At 74.2% G+C, this 19,738-nt stretch carries 16 protein-coding genes; all 16 read left to right on the top strand.

All coding sequences use genetic code 11. The features are described 5' to 3' along the window. The first annotated feature begins 43 nt into the window (after positions 1–43). The 16 genes from carA (at position 44) to O7607_RS01385 (ending at position 19,651) form a co-directional block, all read left to right on the top strand. On the top strand, positions 44–1,216 hold the full coding sequence (carA, locus tag O7607_RS01460; protein WP_269700480.1) for a glutamine-hydrolyzing carbamoyl-phosphate synthase small subunit: 1,173 nt from the start codon (positions 44–46) through the stop codon (positions 1,214–1,216). Next, the gene (gene carB / locus O7607_RS01455; protein WP_269700479.1) at positions 1,209–4,601 is read left to right on the top strand and encodes a carbamoyl-phosphate synthase large subunit; all 3,393 of its coding nucleotides are present in this window, start codon (positions 1,209–1,211) and stop codon (positions 4,599–4,601) included. Before carA ends, carB begins: the two co-directional genes overlap by 8 nt. Positions 4,602–4,704: 103 nt before the next feature. Further along, positions 4,705–5,718: a quinone-dependent dihydroorotate dehydrogenase gene (locus O7607_RS01450; RefSeq protein WP_269700478.1), complete on the top strand. Its 1,014-nt coding sequence runs from the start codon at positions 4,705–4,707 to the stop codon at positions 5,716–5,718. A 189-nt stretch (positions 5,719–5,907) separates the two neighbouring features. Next, entirely contained in the window at positions 5,908–7,182 is a 1,275-nt protein-coding gene (locus O7607_RS01445) for an adenosylmethionine--8-amino-7-oxononanoate transaminase (RefSeq protein ID WP_269700477.1), read from the top strand. An 87-nt stretch (positions 7,183–7,269) separates the two neighbouring features. After that, on the top strand, positions 7,270–8,109 hold the full coding sequence (gene pyrF, locus O7607_RS01440; RefSeq protein WP_269700476.1) for an orotidine-5'-phosphate decarboxylase: 840 nt from the start codon (positions 7,270–7,272) through the stop codon (positions 8,107–8,109). A gap of 175 nt (positions 8,110–8,284) precedes the next feature. Beyond that, positions 8,285–8,602, top strand: a complete 318-nt coding sequence (mihF, locus tag O7607_RS01435) for an integration host factor, actinobacterial type (RefSeq protein WP_013285515.1) — start codon at positions 8,285–8,287, stop codon at positions 8,600–8,602. A gap of 25 nt (positions 8,603–8,627) precedes the next feature. Beyond that, positions 8,628–9,179, top strand: coding sequence for a guanylate kinase (locus tag O7607_RS01430; protein WP_269700475.1), 552 nt, complete (start codon positions 8,628–8,630; stop codon positions 9,177–9,179). Positions 9,180–9,182: 3 nt separating this feature from the next. Beyond that, positions 9,183–9,449: a DNA-directed RNA polymerase subunit omega gene (gene rpoZ / locus O7607_RS01425; RefSeq protein ID WP_013285517.1), complete on the top strand. Its 267-nt coding sequence runs from the start codon at positions 9,183–9,185 to the stop codon at positions 9,447–9,449. A 14-nt stretch (positions 9,450–9,463) separates the two neighbouring features. Next, a complete protein-coding gene (coaBC, locus tag O7607_RS01420; RefSeq protein ID WP_269700474.1) occupies positions 9,464–10,672 on the top strand; it encodes a bifunctional phosphopantothenoylcysteine decarboxylase/phosphopantothenate--cysteine ligase CoaBC in 1,209 nt (402 codons plus the stop codon). A gap of 97 nt (positions 10,673–10,769) precedes the next feature. Further along, positions 10,770–11,960, top strand: a complete 1,191-nt coding sequence (gene metK / locus O7607_RS01415; RefSeq protein ID WP_269700473.1) for a methionine adenosyltransferase — start codon at positions 10,770–10,772, stop codon at positions 11,958–11,960. Positions 11,961–12,019: 59 nt separating this feature from the next. After that, on the top strand, positions 12,020–14,017 hold the full coding sequence (locus tag O7607_RS01410) for a primosomal protein N' (RefSeq protein ID WP_269700472.1): 1,998 nt from the start codon (positions 12,020–12,022) through the stop codon (positions 14,015–14,017). A 226-nt stretch (positions 14,018–14,243) separates the two neighbouring features. Beyond that, a complete protein-coding gene (locus O7607_RS01405; protein WP_269700471.1) occupies positions 14,244–15,224 on the top strand; it encodes an AAA family ATPase in 981 nt (326 codons plus the stop codon). Positions 15,225–15,318: 94 nt separating this feature from the next. Then, on the top strand, positions 15,319–16,581 hold the full coding sequence (locus O7607_RS01400; protein WP_269700470.1) for a cytochrome P450: 1,263 nt from the start codon (positions 15,319–15,321) through the stop codon (positions 16,579–16,581). 42 nt (positions 16,582–16,623) lie between these two features. Continuing rightward, positions 16,624–17,184: a peptide deformylase gene (def, locus tag O7607_RS01395; protein WP_269700469.1), complete on the top strand. Its 561-nt coding sequence runs from the start codon at positions 16,624–16,626 to the stop codon at positions 17,182–17,184. Positions 17,185–17,189: 5 nt separating this feature from the next. Beyond that, positions 17,190–18,116 carry a methionyl-tRNA formyltransferase gene (fmt, locus tag O7607_RS01390; RefSeq protein ID WP_269700468.1) on the top strand — a complete coding sequence of 309 codons (927 nt, stop codon included), beginning with the start codon at positions 17,190–17,192 and terminating at the stop codon, positions 18,114–18,116. Beyond that, positions 18,113–19,651, top strand: coding sequence for an RsmB/NOP family class I SAM-dependent RNA methyltransferase (locus O7607_RS01385; RefSeq protein ID WP_269700467.1), 1,539 nt, complete (start codon positions 18,113–18,115; stop codon positions 19,649–19,651). The genes fmt and O7607_RS01385 overlap by 4 nt, the downstream gene beginning before the upstream one ends. Positions 19,652–19,738: the final 87 nt, after the last annotated feature.

The following is a 19,738-nucleotide window of genomic DNA, read 5'->3' as shown; positions in this document are numbered from 1 at the left end:
CAGCGGAGCGGAGTCCCGCAGTCGCGAACGAAAGGCGGGCACAGTGAAGCGACGGCCTGCAATTCTCGTCCTCGAGGACGGGCGCACGTTCCACGGCGAGGCGTACGGCAGCGTCGGGGAGACCTTCGGCGAGGCGGTCTTCAACACCGGCATGACCGGCTACCAGGAGACGCTCACCGACCCCTCGTACCACCGGCAGGTGGTGGTGCAGACCGCGCCGCACATCGGCAACACCGGCGTCAACGGCTCCGACGACGAGTCCGACCGGATCTGGGTGGCCGGGTACGTGGTGCGCGACCCGGCCCGGATCAGCTCCAACTGGCGGGCCACCGGCGGCCTGGAGGACCGGCTCGCCGCCGAGGGCGTGGTCGGCATCAGCGGCGTGGACACCCGGGCGCTGACCCGGCACCTGCGTGAGCGCGGCGCGATGCGGGTCGGCATCTCCAGCGTCGAGGACGACCCGGCCGCGCTGCTGGAGCGGGTACGCCGCTCGCCGCAGATGGTCGGCGCGAACCTGTCCGACGAGGTGACCACCGCCAAGCCGTACGTCGTCGAGGCGCAGGGCGAGCACCGGTTCACGGTGGCCGCGGTGGACCTGGGCATCAAGCGCAACGTGCCCCGCCGGCTCGCCGCCCGCGGCGTCACCACCCACGTGCTCCCCGCCGGGTCGACCATCGAGGACCTCCTCGCCACCGGCGCGGACGCTGTCTTCTTCTCGCCCGGCCCGGGCGACCCGGCGACCGCCGACGGCCCGGTGGCGCTGGCCCGGGAGGTGCTGACCCGGCGGATCCCGCTGTTCGGCATCTGCTTCGGCAGCCAGATCCTCGGCCGGGCGCTCGGCTTCGGCACCTACAAGCTGGGGTACGGCCACCGCGGCATCAACCAGCCGGTGCTCGACCGGGCCACCGGCAAGGTCGAGGTGACGAGCCACAACCACGGCTTCGCGGTGCAGGTGCCGGGCGCCGGGGACGGCGCGGTGGTGCCGGATCAGGTGATCCAGACCGAGTTCGGCGGTGTCCAGGTGTCCCACGTCTGCCTCAATGACAACGTGGTCGAGGGGCTGCGGGCCGTGGACGTGCCCGCCTTCACCGTCCAGTACCACCCCGAGGCGGCGGCCGGCCCGCACGACGCGGACTACCTCTTCGACCGTTTCGCCGAACTGATCGAGGGCGGCGGCCCCGACCGGAAGCAGACTGAGGGGCGCGACAATGCCTAAGCGGACCGACCTCAAGCACGTCCTGGTGATCGGCTCCGGGCCGATCGTGATCGGACAGGCCTGCGAGTTCGACTACTCCGGCACCCAGGCCTGCCGGGTGCTGCGCAGCGAGGGGATCCGGGTCAGCCTGGTCAACTCCAACCCGGCGACGATCATGACGGATCCGGAGTTCGCCGACGCCACGTACGTCGAGCCGATCACCCCGGAGTTCGTCGAGCTGGTCATCGCCAAGGAGCGCCCGGACGCGCTGCTGCCGACGCTCGGCGGGCAGACCGCGCTGAACACCGCTGTCGCCCTGCACGAGGCGGGCGTGCTGGAGAAGTACGGCGTCGAGCTGATCGGCGCGAACATCGAGGCGATCAACCGGGGCGAGGACCGGCAGCTGTTCAAGGAGATCGTCGCGAAGGCCGGCGTACGGCTGGGCCTGGAGGATCCGTCCGCGCTGGTGCCGCGCTCGCGGGTCTGCCACTCGATGGACGAGGTCCGCGAGACGGTCGCCGACCTGGGCCTGCCGGTGGTCATCCGGCCGTCGTTCACCATGGGCGGCCTCGGTTCCGGCATGGCGCACACCGACGAGGACCTGGAGCGCATCGCCGGGGCGGGCCTGGCGGCCAGCCCGGTGCACGAGGTGCTCATCGAGGAGAGCGTGCTCGGCTGGAAGGAGTACGAGCTCGAACTGATGCGCGACCGCCACGACAACGTGGTGGTGGTCTGCTCGATCGAGAACGTCGACCCGATGGGCGTGCACACCGGCGACAGCGTCACCGTCGCGCCGTCGATGACGCTCACCGACCGGGAGTACCAGCGGCTGCGTGACCTTGGCATCGCCGTGCTGCGCGAGGTCGGGGTGGACACCGGCGGCTGCAACATCCAGTTCGCGGTCAACCCCGCCGACGGCCGGATCGTCGTGATCGAGATGAACCCGCGCGTGTCGCGTTCCTCGGCGCTGGCGTCGAAGGCCACCGGCTTCCCGATCGCGAAGATCGCCGCGAAGCTGGCCATCGGCTACACGCTCGACGAGATCCCGAACGACATCACGCTCAAGACGCCGGCGGCGTTCGAGCCGACGCTCGACTACGTGGTGGTGAAGATCCCCCGGTTCGCGTTCGAGAAGTTCCCCGGCGCCGACCCGGAGCTGACCACCACCATGAAGTCGGTGGGCGAGGCGATGAGCCTGGGCCGCAACTTCACCGAGGCGCTGAACAAGGCGATGCGCTCGATGGAAACCAAGGCATCGGGTTTCTGGACCACTCCGGACCCGGACGGCGCCACGAAGGAGAACACCCTCGCCGCGCTGCGCACGCCGCACGACGGCCGGCTCTACACCGTCGAGCGGGCGCTGCGCCTGGGCGCGTCGATCGCCGAGGTGTCCGAGGCGTCCGGCGGCATCGACCCGTGGTTCCTGGACCAGATCGCCGCGCTGGTCGAGCTGCGCGCCGAGATCGTGGACGCGCCGGTGCTCGACGCCGGTCTGCTGCGCCGGGCCAAGCGGGCCGGGCTGTCCGACCGGCAGCTCGCCGCGCTGCGTCCCGAGCTGGCCGCCGAGGACGGCGTCCGCACGCTGCGGCACCGGCTCGGCGTCCGCCCGGTCTACAAGACGGTGGACACCTGCGCGGCCGAGTTCGAGGCGACCACGCCGTACCACTACTCGACCTACGACTCGGAGACCGAGGTGGCGCCCTCGGCCCGGCCCAAGGTGCTCATCCTGGGCTCCGGGCCGAACCGGATCGGGCAGGGCATCGAGTTCGACTACTCGTGCGTGCACGCCGTACAAGCGCTGCGAAGCGCGCCGATCGGCACAGCCTCTGCGTCCGGTTCCGGCGCCGAAGGCGTCGGTTACGAGACGGTCATGGTCAACTGCAACCCGGAGACCGTCTCCACCGACTACGACACCGCCGACCGGCTCTACTTCGAGCCGCTGACGTTCGAGGACGTGCTGGAGGTCTGGCACGCGGAGGACTCCTCCGGCCGGGAGGCCGACGGACCCGGTGTCATCGGGGTGATCGTGCAGCTGGGCGGCCAGACCCCGCTCGGCCTGGCGCAGCGGCTCAAGAACGCCGGGGTGCCGATCGTCGGCACCTCCCCGGAGTCGATCCACCTGGCCGAGGAGCGCGGCGCGTTCGGCGCGGTGCTGGCCCGGGCCGGACTGCGCGCGCCCGCGCACGGCATGGCCACCTCGTACGACGAGGCGAAGGCGATCGCCGACGAGATCGGGTACCCGGTGCTGGTCCGACCGTCGTACGTGCTCGGCGGGCGCGGCATGGAGATCGTCTACGACGACGCCACGCTGCGCGACTACATCGGCCGGGCCACCGCCATCTCGCCGGACCGTCCGGTGCTGGTGGACCGGTTCCTGGACGACGCCATCGAGATCGACGTGGACGCGCTCGTGGACGCCGACGGCGACGTCTACCTGGGCGGCGTGATGGAGCACATCGAGGAGGCCGGCATCCACTCCGGCGACTCGTCGTGCGCGCTGCCGCCGATCACCCTGGCCGGCTCGCACCTGGCCCAGGTGCGGCACTACACCGAGCAGATCGCCCGCGGCATCGGTGTGCGCGGCCTGCTCAACGTCCAGTACGCGCTGCAGGGCGACATGCTCTACGTGCTGGAGGCCAACCCGCGCGCCTCCCGGACCGTACCGTTCGTCTCGAAGGCCACGGCGGTGCCGCTGGCGAAGGCGGCGGCCCGGATCGCGCTCGGCGCCACCGTCGCGCAGCTGCGGGCCGAGGGGATGCTGCCGCCGACCGGCGACGGCGGCACCATGCCGGCCGACGCGCCGATCGCGGTCAAGGAGGCGGTGCTGCCGTTCAAGCGGTTCCGCACCCCGTCCGGCAAGGGCATCGACGTGCTGCTCGGCCCGGAGATGAAGTCCACCGGCGAGGTGATGGGTATCGACACCGGCTTCGGGCAGGCGTTCGCCAAGTCGCAGGCGGCCGCGTACGGGTCGCTGCCGACCGCCGGGAAGATCTTCGTCTCGGTCGCCAACCGGGACAAGCGCGGCATGATCTTCCCGATCAAGCGCCTGGCCGACCTGGGCTTCGAGATCGTGGCCACCACCGGTACGGCCGAGGTGCTGCGCCGGCACGGCATCGCCTGCGAGCAGATCCGCAAGCACTACGAGTCGGGGGAGGGCGCGGACGCGGTCTCGCTGATCCTCGGCGGCGACGTGGCGCTGGTGGTGAACACGCCGCAGGGCTCCGGGGCGAGCGCCCGGTCCGACGGGTACGAGATCCGCAGCGCGGCGGTGAGCGTGGACATCCCCTGCATCACCACCGTCCCGGGCGCGGCGGCGGCCGTCATGGGCATCGAGGCCCGCATCAACGGCGACCTGAAGGTCCGTCCGCTGCAGGACCTGCACGCCGCCCTGCGGGCGGGCGAGTGACAGCGCGCCTCCACGCGCCGATCATGAGGTTGGCGGCGGATATCGAGATCCACATCGCCGCCAACCTCATGATCAACGGGCCGGCCGGGCAGGGGGCCGGGGCGTGATCTTCGAGAAGGTGGTGCGGCCCCGGTTGTTCTCGCTCGCGGGCGGGGACGCCGAGGGCGCGCACGAGTGGACGCTGGAACGGCTCGCGGCGGTGTCGCGGCGGCCGGCGGTCCTCGCGGCGCTGCGGCGGGCGTACTTCCGGGCGGCGCCGCGGACGGTGTTCGGGGTGCGCTTCCCCAACCCGGTCGGGCTGGCGGCCGGCATGGACAAGAACGGACTCGCGTTGCCCGCCTGGCCGGCACTCGGCTTCGGTTTCGTCGAGGTCGGGACCGTCACCGCGCACCCCCAGCCGGGCAACCCCCGGCCCCGGCTGTTCCGGCTGCGCGACAGCGAAGCCGTGATCAACCGGATGGGCTTCAACAACGCGGGCGCGGCGGCGCTCGCGGACCGGCTGGCCGCCCTGCCGCGCCCGCTCGGCGTGCCGCTGGGCATCTCGCTCGGCAAGTCCAAGGTCACCCCGCTGGACGAGGCGGTCGAGGACTACCTCGCGTCCTACCGGGCGCTCAAGGAGCACGGCGACTACTTCGCGGTGAACGTGTCCTCACCGAACACCCCCGGACTGCGGTCGCTTCAGGACCGGTCCCACCTGGACGCGTTGCTCGCCGCGCTGGTGGGGGAGAAGCCGGTGCTGGTGAAGATCGCCCCCGACCTGACCGAGCCGGCCGTGGCCGAGCTGCTGGAGGTGTGCCTCGACCGGGGTGCGGCCGGGGTCATCGCCACGAACACCACGCTCGCCCGCGACGGACTCGCCCCGGCCGACCGGGCGCGGGCCGCCGAGGCCGGCGGTCTGTCCGGCCGGCCGCTGACCGCCCGGGCCCGGGAGATGGTCGCCTTCGTACACCGCGAGACCGGCGGGCGGCTACCGGTGATCGGCGTGGGCGGCATCCTCGACCCGGACGACGCGACACGCATGTTCGACGCCGGCGCCGCCCTGCTCCAGCTCTACACCGGCTTCATCTACCGGGGCCCGTCCCTGACCCGAGCCATCACCCGAACCACCCGACCCTGACCCCGACCCACCCCGCCCCCTGCACCCCCGCCCCCCGCCCCCGCCCCCCTGCACCCCGCCGATCTTGCACTTCCGGCCCCGGCATACCGCCTCATCGCGGGCGCGGCGGGGGCGGCAACCGCAAGATCAGCGAGGAGGGCGGGGAAGGCGGGGAGGGCGGGGAGGGGGCGGGGTGGAGGAGGAGGAGACGTGACGCCTGAGGAGATTCTGGAAGCCGACCGGCGGCACGTGTGGCACCCGTACGCCGCCGTCCCGCCCGCCAGCGCGCCGTACGTGGTCGACAGCGCCGAAGGGGTGCGGCTGCGGCTCGCCGACGGGCGGGAGCTGGTCGACGGCATGTCGTCGTGGTGGGCGGCGATCCACGGCTACCGGCACCCGGTGCTCGACGCCGCGGTGACAGACCAGCTCGGGCGGATGAGCCACGTGATGTTCGGCGGGCTCACCCACGAGCCCGCGGTACGCCTGGCGCGCACGCTCGTCGAGCTGACCCCGGACGGCCTGGAACACGTCTTCCTGGCCGACTCCGGCTCGGTCAGCGTCGAGGTCGCGGTGAAGATGTGCCTGCAGTACCAGCGGGCGCGGGGACGCCCGCAGCGCCGCCGGCTGGGCACCTGGCGGGGCGGCTACCACGGCGACACGTTCCACCCGATGAGCGTCTGCGACCCGGAGGGCGGCATGCACCACCTCTGGGGCGACGTGCTGCCCCGGCAGGTGTTCGCGCCGGTGCCGCCGCCCGGCTTCGACGTGGCGCCGGACCCGGCGTACGAGGCGGCGCTGGTGGAGGCGGTGGAACGGCACGCGGACGAGCTGGCCGCGGTGATCGTCGAGCCGGTGGTCCAGGGGGCTGGCGGGATGCGGTTCCACCACCCGCACTACCTGCGCGTGCTGCGCGAGGTGACCCGGCGGCACGGCATCCTGCTGGTCTTCGACGAGATCGCCACCGGCTTCGGCCGGACCGGCCGGATGTTCGCCGCCGAGCACGCCGGTGTCGCCCCGGACGTGCTGTGCGTCGGCAAGGCGCTCACCGGCGGCTACCTGACGCTGGCGGCGGCGCTGTGCACGACCGAGGTGGCGGCGGCCATCTCCGCCGACGGGGTGCTGGCGCACGGGCCGACGTTCATGGGCAACCCGCTCGCCTGCGCCGTCGCCAACGCCTCCCTGGACCTGCTGCGCGCCGGGGACTGGGCGGGACGCGTGGCGGGCATCGCCGAGGGGCTGCGGGCCGGCCTGGAGCCGCTGCGGGACGCCCCCGGCGTGGCCGACGTCCGCGTGCTCGGCGCCATCGGGGTGGTGCAGCTCGACCACGAGGTGGATCTGCCCCGGGCGACGGCCGCCGCGGCGGCCGAGGGGGTGTGGCTGCGCCCGTTCCGGGATCTCGTCTACACGATGCCGCCGTACGTCTGCGACGCCGCGGACGTGGCGCGGATCGCGGCCGGAGTGGCCGCGGCGGTGAAGGCCGACTGAGCCCGGCCGGGTTCGACAGGGCGCGACGGGGCTCCCGTCGCCCGACACGCCAGGCGGCCCGGAGCCGCCGGAAGAGGGAGAGACGCGATGGAGACGTTCGGCACCCGTCTGCACCGGGCCGTGGCGGAACGAGGGCCGCTCTGCGTGGGGATCGACCCGCACCCCGGGTTGCTGACCGCCTGGGGCCTGTCCGACGACGTGGCGGGCCTGGAGCGGTTCTGCGCGACGGTGGTGGAGGCCATCGGTGACCGGGTCGCCGTGGTCAAGCCGCAGTCGGCGTTCTTCGAGCGCTTCGGCGCGCGGGGTGTCGGCGTGCTTGAGTCAACTATCCGACAGTTGCGAGATTTGGGAGCGCTCACTCTGCTTGACGTGAAGCGTGGCGACATCGGCTCGACGGTCGCCGCGTACGCGTCGGCGTACCTCGATCCATCCAGCCCTCTGTATGTCGATGCGGTCACCGCGAGCCCCTACCTGGGAGTAGGTTCGCTCGCCCCGATGTTCTCCACCGCCGCCGAGCACGGCGGCGGGGTCTTCGTCCTGGCGCTCACGTCCAACCCGGAGGGTGCCTCCGTGCAGCGCGCCGTGGGTGCCGACGGGCGCACCGTCGCGCAGACCGTGATCGACGAGATTTCCCAGCTCAACCGGGGTGCGGAGCCGCTCGGCAGCTTCGGTCTGGTGGTCGGCGCGACGGTCGGTGAGACGGGTCACGATCTGGACTCGGTCAACGGTCCGCTGCTCGCGCCGGGGCTGGGCGCGCAGGGCGGAACGCCCGCCGGGTTGCGTACCGTGTTCGGCGCCGCGCTGCCGTCGGTGCTCCCGTCGTACTCCCGGGAGGTGCTCGGCGCGGGCCCCGACCCGGCCGACCTGCGGGCCGCCACCGAGCGGGTGCTGGCCGACTGCCGGGCCGCCCTGGGCGCGGCGGACTGACTGACGGCTCGGTCACTTTCCGTTGATCATCGCGCGCCCACGTTGCCGAAATCTCCGTTGACCGCTAGTTTTCCCCGCGCTGGGAACCACGGACCCCTTTGGTTGCCAGCGACACCACGTTTCACAGATGCGGTGGGGCGCTCCGCCCGCCGTACTAGGGACCTGAGGAGAACTGGTGCCGCTCCCGTCACTGACCCCCGAACAGCGCGCTGCCGCGCTGGAGAAGGCCGCGGAGATCCGCAAGGCCCGCGCTGAGCTGAAGGAGCAGCTCAAGCAGGGCAAGACCACCCTCGCCACCGTCCTCGAGCGGGCCGAGTCCGACGACGTCGTGGGCAAGCTGAAGGTTTCGGCCGTGCTCCAGGCGATGCCGGGCATCGGCAAGATCCGGGCCACCCAGATCATGGAGAAGCTCAAGATCGCGGACAGCCGTCGCCTGCGCGGCCTCGGCGAGCAGCAGCGCAAGGCTCTGCTCGGAGAGTTCGCCGCCAACTGAACGGCCCGCCGTGTAGAAACAAGCGGTGAGCACGGATGACGAGGCGCGCTCGGCGGCTCGGCTCACTGTTCTGTCCGGTCCCTCCGGGGCCGGCCGGAGCAGTGTCGTCGAGGCGGTCCGGGCGCGCCTTGCGTCTGTCTGGGTGCCGGTGGTGGCCACCACCCGCCCACCGCGTCCGGACGAGCGCGACGGCGTCGACCGCGTCTTCCTCGACGCGCCCGGCTTCGACCGGCTGATCGCCGCCGGGGAGCTGCTCGAGTGGTGCCGGATCGGGCCGTACCGCAGGGGGGTGCCCCGCGCCCCGGTGCGGACGCGGCTCGCCGAGGGACGGCCGGTGCTGCTGCCGCTGGACCTGGCCGGCGCGCTCGCGGTACGGGCGGCGGCGCCCGGCGTCCGGCTGGTGCTCCTCGCGCCGCCGGCGTACCGCGCCGACCCGGACGTGGCGGCCGTCTTCGCCCACGCGGTGGCACACGACCACACCGAGCGCGCCGCGGCGGAGCTGGTAGGATTGCTCGGTTCGTCCTTCCTGGCTCCGGCCCGACCGCCCGCGGGCGGCGCACGAGACGCAGAGGTTTAATTCGTGGGATCCATCGCCACCAACCCCGAGGGCATCACCAACCCGCCGATCGACGAGCTGCTCGAGAAGACCACCTCGAAGTACGCGCTGGTCATCTTCGCCGCCAAGCGCGCCCGTCAGGTGAACGCCTACTATAGCCAGCTCGGTGAGGGCCTCCTGGAGTACGTCGGCCCGCTGGTGGAGACCACCCCGCAGGAGAAGCCGCTCTCCATCGCCATGCGCGAGATCAACGCGGGCCTGCTCACCGCCGAGCCGACCGACCAGCCGTAACCGCGCCCGCGCCGATGCCCGCCGAGATCGTCCTCGGGGTCGGCGGCGGCATCGCCGCCTACAAGGCGTGTGAGCTGCTCCGGCTCTTCACCGAGTCGGGTCACCGGGTCCGGGTGGTGCCGACCGCCTCGGCGCTCCGCTTCGTCGGGGCGCCGACCTGGGCGGCCCTGTCCGGTCAGCCGGTCGCCGACGACGTCTGGTCCGACGTGCACGAGGTGCCGCACGTGCGGCTCGGGCAGCACGCCGACCTGGTCGTCGTCGCACCGGCCACCGCCGACCTGCTCGCCAAGGCCGCCCACGGCCTCGCCGACGACCTGCTCACCAACACGCTGCTGACCGCACGCTGCCCGGTGCTGCTGGCGCCCGCCATGCACACCGAGATGTGGGAGCACCCGGCCACCGTCGCGAACGTGGCCACGCTGCGCTCGCGGGGCGTCCGCGTGATCGAGCCCGCAGTGGGCCGGCTCACCGGGCGGGACACCGGCAAGGGCCGGCTGCCCGACCCGGCGGAGATCTTCGCGGTGGCCCGCCGGGCGCTGGCCCGCGGTGCCGAGGCCGAGGCCGACCTGGCGGGCCGGCACGTGGTGGTCACCGCCGGGGGCACCCGGGAGCCGCTGGACCCGGTCCGGTTCCTGGGCAACAGGTCCTCCGGCAAGCAGGGGTACGCGTTCGCCCGCGCCGCCGTCGCCCGGGGCGCCCGGGTCACGCTCGTCGCGGCGAACGTGGCGCTGCCCGACCCGGCCGGGGTGGATCTGGTCCGGGTGGGCACCACCGAGGAACTGCGCGCCGCCACGCTCACGGCGGCCGCCGACGCGGACGCCGTGGTGATGGCCGCCGCGCCCGCCGACTTCCGGCCGGCCGGCTACGCCACCACGAAGATCAAGAAGTCCGACGACGGCGTCGCGCCGGTCATCGAGCTGGTCACCAACCCGGACATCGCCGCCGAGCTGGGGCGCGTCCGCCGTCCCGGCCAGGTGCTGGTGATCTTCGCCGCCGAGACCGACGACGCGGAGGCCAACGGCCGGGCCAAACTGGCCCGCAAGGGGGCCGACATGATCGTGATCAACGAGGTCGGCGTGGACAAGGTCTTCGGCGCCGACACCAACGCGGCCACCGTGATCGGGGCCGATGGCGCCGTGCACCGGCTGTCCGAGCAGCCCAAGGAGGCCCTGGCCGACGCCGTCTGGGACCTCGTCTGTCCGCGGTTGCCGTCACGTTCCTGACGGTTGGTCGACCCGCGTTCATCGGGTCACGGCGGAACGACGGTGACTAAACTGCCGCCGAGCGACCTTTAAAAGTCTTCACATGCTTAGGAGTGCCGTGACACGTCTCTTCACGTCCGAATCGGTCACGGAGGGCCACCCGGACAAGATCGCCGACCAGATCAGTGACGGCATTCTCGACGCGCTGCTCGCCCAGGACCCGCACAGCCGGGTCGCGGTGGAGACGTTGATCACCACTGGCCAGGTGCACGTGGCCGGCGAGGTGACCACCAAGGCGTACGCCGACATTCCGACGATCGTCCGGGAGACCATCCTCGGGATCGGGTACGACTCGTCGAAGAAGGGCTTCGACGGCGCGTCCTGCGGCGTCAGCGTGTCCATCGGTGCCCAGTCGCCGGACATCGCCCAGGGCGTCGACAACGCCTTCGAGCTGCGTACCGGCGGGTCGGAGAGCGCGCTGGACGCCCAGGGCGCGGGCGATCAGGGCATGATGTTCGGCTTCGCCTGCTCCGAGACGCCCGAGCTGATGCCGCTGCCGATCGCGCTGGCGCACCGGCTCTCGCGCCGGCTCGCCGCGGTGCGCAAGGACGGCACGATCCCGTACCTGCGGCCGGACGGCAAGACGCAGGTGACCATCGAGTACGACGGGCTGCGGCCGGTCCGGCTCGACACCGTGGTCGTGTCCAGCCAGCACGCGGCGGACATCTCGCTGGAGTCGCTGCTCACCCCGGACATCAGGGACCACGTGATCGCGCCGGAGCTGGAGGGCCTCGGCCTTCAGACCGAGGGCTACCGGCTGCTGGTGAACCCGACGGGCCGGTTCGAGATCGGTGGGCCGATGGGTGACGCCGGTCTGACCGGCCGGAAGATCATCGTGGACACCTACGGCGGGTACGCCCGGCACGGTGGCGGCGCGTTCTCCGGCAAGGACCCGTCGAAGGTCGACCGGTCGGCGGCGTACGCGATGCGGTGGGTGGCGAAGAACGTCGTAGCCGCCGGTCTGGCCGAGCGGTGCGAGGCGCAGGTGGCGTACGCGATCGGCAAGGCACATCCAGTGAGCCTGTTCATCGAGACGTTCGGCACCGAGACCGTGCCGGTCGCCTCGATCGAGAAGGCCGTGGCCGAGGTGTTCGACCTGCGCCCGGCCGCCATCATCCGGGACCTGAACCTGCTCCGCCCGATCTACCAGCAGACCGCCGCGTACGGCCACTTCGGCCGGGAGCTGCCGGAGCTGACCTGGGAGGGCACCGACCGGGCCGCCGACCTCAAGTCGGCCGCGGGAGCCTGACCGCCACCACGCGCCGCGACCGGCGACCCGCACCGGGGTCGCCGGTCGCGCGCGTCTGCGTGGACGTGCCGCTGCCGCACCTCGACCGCCCGTTCGACTACCTGGTGCCGGAGGCGCTCGACGCCGACGCCCGGCCCGGGGTACGGGTGAAGGTGCGGTTCGCCGGGCAACTCGTCGACGGCTGGCTGCTGGAGCGCGCCGAGTCGTCCGAGCACCCGAAGCTGGCGTACCTGGAGAAGGTCGTCTCCCCGGTGCCGGTGCTCTCCCCGGAGGTGGCCCGGCTGGCCCGCGCGGTCGCCGACCGGTACGCCGGCAGCCTCGCCGACGTGCTCCGCCTCGCCGTGCCGCCCCGGCACGCCCGCGCCGAGAAGGCCGCCACCGCCGCGGACGCGCCACCCACCGCCTCGGCCACGCCCGACGGCAGCATCGCCACCGCCGACGGCACCGCGCCCCACGGCCTGCCGGCCGAGGCCGCCGACGCCCGGCCGGGCGGCCCGGCGGAGGTGGACCCGCGCGGCTGGCGGGACTACCCGGCCGGGCCGGCGCTGCTGCGCGCGCTCACCGACGGCAGGCCCGCCCGCGCGGTCTGGTCCGCGCTGCCGGGGGAGGACTGGGCCGACCGGTACGCCGACGCGGTCGCCGCCACCGTGGCCGGCGGCCGGGGCGCCGTGGTCGTGGTGGCCGACACCCGTGACCTGGACCGCCTCGACGCGGCAGTGACCGCCGTGCTCGGCGCGGGCCGGCACGTCCGGCTGACCGCCGCCGACGGCCCGTCCCGCCGCTACCGGGCCTTCCTCGCCGCCCGGACGGGGGACGCCGACGTGGTGATCGGCACCCGGGCGGCGATGTTCGCCCCGGTGGCCCGCCTCGGCCTGGTGGCGATCTGGGACGACGGCGACGACCTGCACGCCGAGCCTCGCGCGCCGTACCCGCACGCCCGGGACGTGCTGCTCACCCGGGCGCAGCTCGGCGACGTCGCCGCACTGGTCGGCGGGTACGCCCGTACCGCCGAGGCGCAGTTGCTCGTGGAGACCGGCTGGGCGCGCGAGGTGGTGGCCGACCGGGCGGTGGTGCGCGCGCGTACCCCGGCCATGGCGCCCACCGGCGACGACCCGCAACTGGCCCGCGATCCCGGCGCGGCCTCGGCGCGGCTGCCGAGCCTGGCCTGGACCACCGCCCGGGACGCGCTGCGCGCGGACCTGCCGGTGCTGGTGCAGGTGCCGCGCCGGGGCTACGTGCCGTCGGTGGCCTGCGCGGACTGCCGCGCCCCGGCCCGCTGCCCGCACTGCGCCGGACCGCTCGCGCTGCCCTCGGCGCAGGGCACGCCCGCCTGCCGCTGGTGCGGCCGGGTGGCCGCCGCGTACGCCTGCCCGGAGTGCGGTGGGCGGCGGCTGCGCGCCTCGGTGACCGGCGCCCGGCGGACCGCCGAGGAGCTGGGCCGGGCGTTCCCCGGCGTGCCGGTGCGCACCTCCGGGCGGGAGGAGGTGCTGGCGACGGTGCCGGGCGGTGCCGGACTGGTGATCGCCACGCCGGGCGCCGAGCCGGTCGCCGACGGCGGCTACGGCGCGGTGCTGCTGCTCGACTCGTGGGCGCTGCTGACCCGGGCCGACCTGCGGGCCGGCGAGGAGGCGCTGCGGCGCTGGATGGCCGCCGCCGCGCTGGCCCGGCCCGGCCCGGCCGGTGGCCGGGTGGTGGTGGTCGCCGACGGCGCGCTCGCGCCGGTGCAGGCGCTGCTGCGCTGGGACTCCGCCTGGTTCGCCGCCCGGGAGCTGGCCGAGCGGCGGGAGCTGGGTTTCCCGCCCGCGGTACGGATGGCGAGCGTCACCGGCGCGGCCGAGGCGGTGGCCGACCTGCTCGCCGGCGCCCGGCTGCCCGATGACGCCGAGGTGCTCGGCCCGGTGCCGGCGGACGAGGGCCGGGAGCGGATGCTGGTCCGCGTGCCCCGGTCCCGGGCCGCCGCGATGGCCGAGGCGCTGCACTCCGCCGCCGGGCAGCGCAGCGCCCGCAAGGCGGCCGATCCGGTGCGGCTGCAGGTCGATCCGCTCACCCTGTTCTGACCGGACCCGATCGGCGTGACACTGCGCACGCGGGCCCTCGCGGACGGTCGTGAGCTGGGGTTTGCCGCACACCTGGTCCGGCAATCGGGTAGCGCACGGTGATAGCATCGCCCGTCATGCCCAGCCGCGCGCTTTCCCCGCGCGGGACGCGGCGCGGCGGGTGCCAGAGCACGTCGGGCCGACACTCGATGTCGTCAGTCAGCCGGTGAGCAGGGGTGGACCAGTCGTGACCGTTCGTCAGTCGATCGTCTTCAACGGTGACCTCGGCAGTGGCAAGAGCACCGTCTCGGTCGAGATCGCCAAGCGGCTGGGGCTGCGCCGGGTCAGCGTCGGCGACCTCTACCGCCAGATGGCCCAGGAGCGGCAGATGACCGCCCTCCAGCTCAACCTGCACGCCGAGCTGGACCAGGCCGTCGACGGCTACGTCGACCAGCTCCAGCGCGACATCGCCGCCTCCGGCGAGTCCCTGGTCATGGACTCCCGCCTGGCGTGGCACTTCTTCACCGACGCGCTCAAGGTGCACATGATCACCGAGCCGACCGAGGCGGCCCGGCGCGTGCTGGCCCGCCCGTCCGGCCCGGCCGAGAGCTACACCTCGCTGGAGGAGGCGCGGGCCAAGCTGCGCGAGCGCAGCGAGAGCGAGCGCGGCCGGTTCATCGTGCGGTACGGCGTCGACAAGGCCCGCCTGCGCAACTACGACCTGGTCTGCGACACCACCCGGGCCAACCCGGAGCAGGTCATCGCGCACGTCATCGACGTCTACGAGGGCCGTCTCGGCGCCGACGTGCTGCGCGCCGGCCAGCCGCTGCTGCTGCTCGACCCGGCCCGGGTGTACCCCACCGAGGACGTGTCGACGCTGCGCGGTCTCTGGGACTCCGACGTCGCGGCCGAGGCGGCCGGCGGCGACGGGGAGCCGGAGCCGCTGAGCATCGGCTACACCGGCGAGTACTTCTTCGTCGTCGACGGGCACCGGCGGCTCAGCGCCGCCGTGCGCGCCGGCCTGCCGATGGTCGCGGCCCGGCTGGTCGCCGAGGTGGAGGAGCCGGTGGTCGGCGGGATCAGCGCCGTCGAGTTCTTCACCGCGCAGGCCCGGCCGGGCCTGATCCACGACTGGGAGGACGCGCACGGCATCACGCTGCCGCTGCCGGAGCACGCGCTGCTCGGCAGCGGCCCGGTGCTCGCCGGGGAGCCGGGCGCCGGCGCCTGACCGCGGGGGACACCGCCACCTCGCCGTCACGGGTTCACCCGATCCGGCGGGCGGGAGCATGATGAAGGCCTCCGATGCCTGGGGAGGCGGAATCGTGGATCCCACCGACGCGCTCGCGCTGCTGATGTCCCCCGAGGGGCGCCTCGACCCCTACCCGACGTACGAGCGGCTGCGCGCGCACGGCCCGGTGGTCCAGGCCGGGCCGGTCTTCTACGTGGTCACCGGGTACGCGGAGGCCGACGCGATCCTGCGCGACGCCCAGTTCGGGGTGATGGACGACGCGCTGCGCGACCAGTTCCTGCCCGGCTGGCGGGACAGCCCGGCGATGCTGTCGATCTCCCGGTCGATGCTGCGCACCAACCCGCCCGACCACAGCCGGATGCGACGGCTGGCCGCGGGCGCGTTCACCCCGCGCCGGATCGCCGCCATGCGCGACGTGGTGCGGGCGCAGGCCGACGAGCTGGTCGACGCGATGCTCACCGCCGACGAGCCGGTCGACTTCATGGGCGCGTTCGCGTACCCGCTTCCGGTCGGGGTGATCTGCGCGCTGCTCGGCGTCCCGTCGGCGGACCGGCCGCTGTTCCGGCGCTGGGCCGCCGACCTGACCGGCGCGCTCGAACCGGAGATCACCGCCGACGAGCTCGCCGTGGCCGACCGGGGAGCGGCGGAGCTGCGCGCCTACTTCACCGAGCTGGTGGCGGCCCGCCGCCGGGCGCCGGCCGACGACCTCACCACCGCGCTGGTCCAGGCCCACGACGGCGGCGACCGGCTCTCCGGCGACGAGCTGCTGGCGAACCTGATCGTGCTGCTGGTGGCCGGCTTCGAGACCACCACGAATCTGCTCGGCAACGGCCTGGTGGCGCTGCTGGCGCATCCGGGCGCCGCGGCGGCGCTGCGCGAGCGGCCCGACCTCGCCCCCGCCTACGTCGACGAGCTGCTGCGCTACGACTCGCCGGTGCAGCTCACCTCGCGGATGAGCACGGCGCCCGCCCGGTACGGCGAGGTCGACCTGCCGCCGGCGAGCTGGGTCATCGTGCTGCTTGGCGCGGCCAACCGCGATCCGCGCCGCTACCCGGATCCGGCCCGCTTCGACCCGTGGCGGGCGCAGATCGCGCCGCTGTCCTTCGGTGCCGGGCCGCACTACTGCCTCGGCGCGGCGCTGGCCCGGCTGGAGGCGCAGGTGGCGTTCCCGCTGCTGCTGCGCCGGCTGCCGGAGATGGCCCTCGCGGGCCGGCCCGAGCGGCGGGTGCGGCTCACCCTGCGTGGTCACGCCACGCTGCCGGTGCGGGTGGGGCGGGAGGCGGCCCCGGTCACCGTTCCCGGTACGCGACCCGGGGCGGCCGGGCCGACTCCGTAGACTGGACGCGCATCGTTCGACCCAGACAAGGAGCCACGCCGAGTGACCGTCCAGCCCATCCGTCTGTTCGGCGATCCGGTGCTGCGCACGCCGGCCGACCCGGTCGTCGACTTCGACGTCGAGCTGCGCAAGCTGATCGCCGACCTGACCGACACGATGCGCGAGCAGAGCGGCGCCGGCCTGGCCGCGCCGCAGCTCGGGGTGGGCCTGCGGGTGTTCACCTTCGACGTCGACGACGTCCTCGGCCACCTGGTCAACCCGGTGCTGGAGTTCCCTGACGAGGAGGAGCAGGACGGCCCGGAGGGCTGCCTGTCCATCCCCGGGCTCTACTTCGACACCAAGCGCCGGCAGAACGTGATCGCCAAGGGCTTCAACGGCTACGGCGACCCGCTGCAGATCGTCGGCACCGGCCTGATGGCCCGCTGCGTGCAGCACGAGACCGACCACCTCGACGGGGTCCTCTTCGTCGACCGGCTCGACCCGGCCGGCCGCAAGGAGGCCATGAAGGCGATCCGCCAGGCCGAGTGGTATGACCAGGCCGCGCCGCCCACCGTCAAGCTGAGCCCGCACGCCGCCGGCAACCCGTTCGGCCTGGGGCGGTGACCCGGATGCGCCTGGTCTTCGCCGGCACCCCGGCGGTCGCCGTACCGGCCCTGGACGCGATCGCCGCTTCCGGGCACGAGTTGCTCGCCGTGGTCACCCGCCCCGACGCCCCGGCCGGTCGTGGCCGGGGACTGGTCCGCTCACCGGTCGGCGCGTGGGCCGACGCGCACGGCGTCGAGGTGCTCACCCCGGCCCGCCCGCGCGAGCCGGAGTTCCTCGACCGGCTGCGCGAGCTGGCGCCGGACTGCGTACCGGTGGTCGCCTACGGGGCGCTGGTGCCGCCGGTGGCGCTCGAGATCCCCCGGCACGGCTGGATCAACCTGCACTTCTCACTGCTGCCCGCCTGGCGTGGCGCCGCGCCGGTGCAGCACGCCGTGCTGCACGGCGACGAGCTGACCGGGGCCAGCGTCTTCGAGCTGGAGGCGGGGCTGGACACCGGCCCGGTCTACGGCACCGTCACCGACGAGATCCGCCCCGCCGACACCTCCGGTGACCTGCTGGAACGGCTCGCGCACTCCGGCGCCGGGCTGCTGGTCGCCGTCCTGGACGCGATCGGCGCCGGCACCGCCCGCGCCGTGCCGCAGCCCGCCGACGGCGTCTCGCTCGCCCCGAAGCTGACGGTGGAGGACGCCCGGGTCCGCTGGGGCGACCCCGCGTTCGCGGTGGACCGGCGCATCCGCGCCTGCACGCCCGCGCCCGGCCCGTGGACCACGTTCCGCGACGACCGGGTCAAGCTCGGCCCGGTCACACCGGTGGCCGACGGCCCGGAGCTGAAGCCGGGGGAGCTGCACGTGGAGAAGTCGGGCGTGCTCGTCGGCACCGCCACCACGCCGGTGCGCCTCGGCGAGGTGCGCGCCGCCGGCAAGAAGGCCATGCCCGCCGGCGACTGGGCGCGCGGCGCCCGGGTCACCGCCGGCGAGGTGTTCGCGTGACGGGGCCGTCGCGTCCGGACCGGTTCGGCGACCGTGAGCGCGGTACCCGGCAGCGCGCCGACCGGCCCGCCGCGGACCGGCGTGCCGGCGACCGGTCCGGCGGTGACCGTGAGCGCGGCGACCGGCGTGGCGGGGACCGGTTCGGCGGGGACCGGCGGGGCGGGCGTCCGGCCCGTCCGGCCGTCGACCTGCCCCGGCAGGTCGCGTACGAGGCGATCGCGGCGGTGCACCGCGACGACGCGTACGCCAACCTGGTGCTCCCGGCGATGCTGCGCGAGGCCGGGCTGACCGGCCGGGACGCCGCGTTCGCCACCGAGCTGACCTACGGCACGCTGCGGCACACCGGCACGCTCGACGCGATCGTCACCGACGCGGCCGGGCGGGACGTGCAGCGCATCGACCCGCCGGTGCGCGACGCGCTGCGGCTCGGGGCGTACCAGATCCTGCACACCCGGGTGCCCGCGCACGCCGCGGTGTCGTCCACCGTCGACCTGGTCCGGTCGGTGGGACCGGGCGCCACCGGGTTCGCCAACGCGGTGCTGCGGGAGATCACCAGCCGGGACGCCGACGCCTGGGTGGCCAAGCTCGCCCCGTCCGAGGAGACCGACCCGATCGGGCATCTCGCGCTGGCGTACAGCCATCCCCAGTGGATCGCGCGGTCGTTCGCGGAGGCGCTCGGCGGCGACATGGGTGAGACGACCCGGCTGCTCATCGAGGACAACGAGCGCCCGCCGGTGCACCTGTGCGCCCGGCCGGGCCTGGCCGACCCGGTGGCGCTGGCCGACGAGGTGGGCGGCGCGCCCGGCGCGTTCTCGCCGTACGCGGTCTACCTGCCCGGCGGGGCGCCGGGTGAGCTGGCGGCGGTGGCCGACGGCCGCGCGCACGTGCAGGACGAGGGGTCCCAGCTGGTGGCGGACGCGCTGGCGGCGGCCCCGCTGGACGGCCCGGACGGCCGGTGGCTGGACCTGTGCGCCGGCCCGGGCGGCAAGTCCGGCCTGCTCGGCGCGCTCGCCGCGACCCGTGGCGCACGGCTGACGGCGGTCGAGGTGGCCGAGCACCGGGCGCGGCTGGTGGAGCAGGCCACCCGTGGGCTGCCGGTGACGGTGCTGCACACCGACGGGCGCAGCGTGGGCAGCGACCCGAAGCTGCCGGAGGGGCACTTCGACCGGGTGCTCGTGGACGCGCCGTGCACCGGGCTGGGCGCGCTGCGCCGCCGCCCGGAGGCGCGGTGGCGCCGCCAGCCGTCGGACCTGCCGCCGCTGACCCGGTTGCAGCGCGAACTGCTCACCGCCGCGCTGCGGGCGGCCCGGCCGGGTGGCCTGGTCGCGTACGTGACCTGCTCGCCGCACGTGGTGGAGACGCACGTGACGGTGACCGAGGCGGCCCGGCGGTGCGGTTTCGGCGTCGACTTCGTCGACGCGCGGCCGCTGCTGCCGGCGGGCATGCCGGGCCTGGGTGACGGGCCCACGGTGCAGCTGTGGCCGCACCGCCACGGCACCGACGCCATGTTTCTGGCGGTTCTCCGCCGGACCTGACCCACCCCTCCCGCAGTCGATCGAGGAGTTCGTGCCTCCGGGTCCGTCGTGCCCGGGCGCGAACTCCTTGATCGTCGTGCGGCGAAA

Source organism: Micromonospora sp. WMMA1949 (assembly GCF_027460145.1).
In the GTDB taxonomy this organism is placed as follows: domain Bacteria; phylum Actinomycetota; class Actinomycetes; order Mycobacteriales; family Micromonosporaceae; genus Micromonospora.
Note: the sequence above shows the minus strand (reverse complement) of the source record. Positions and strands in the feature narration are given on the sequence as shown.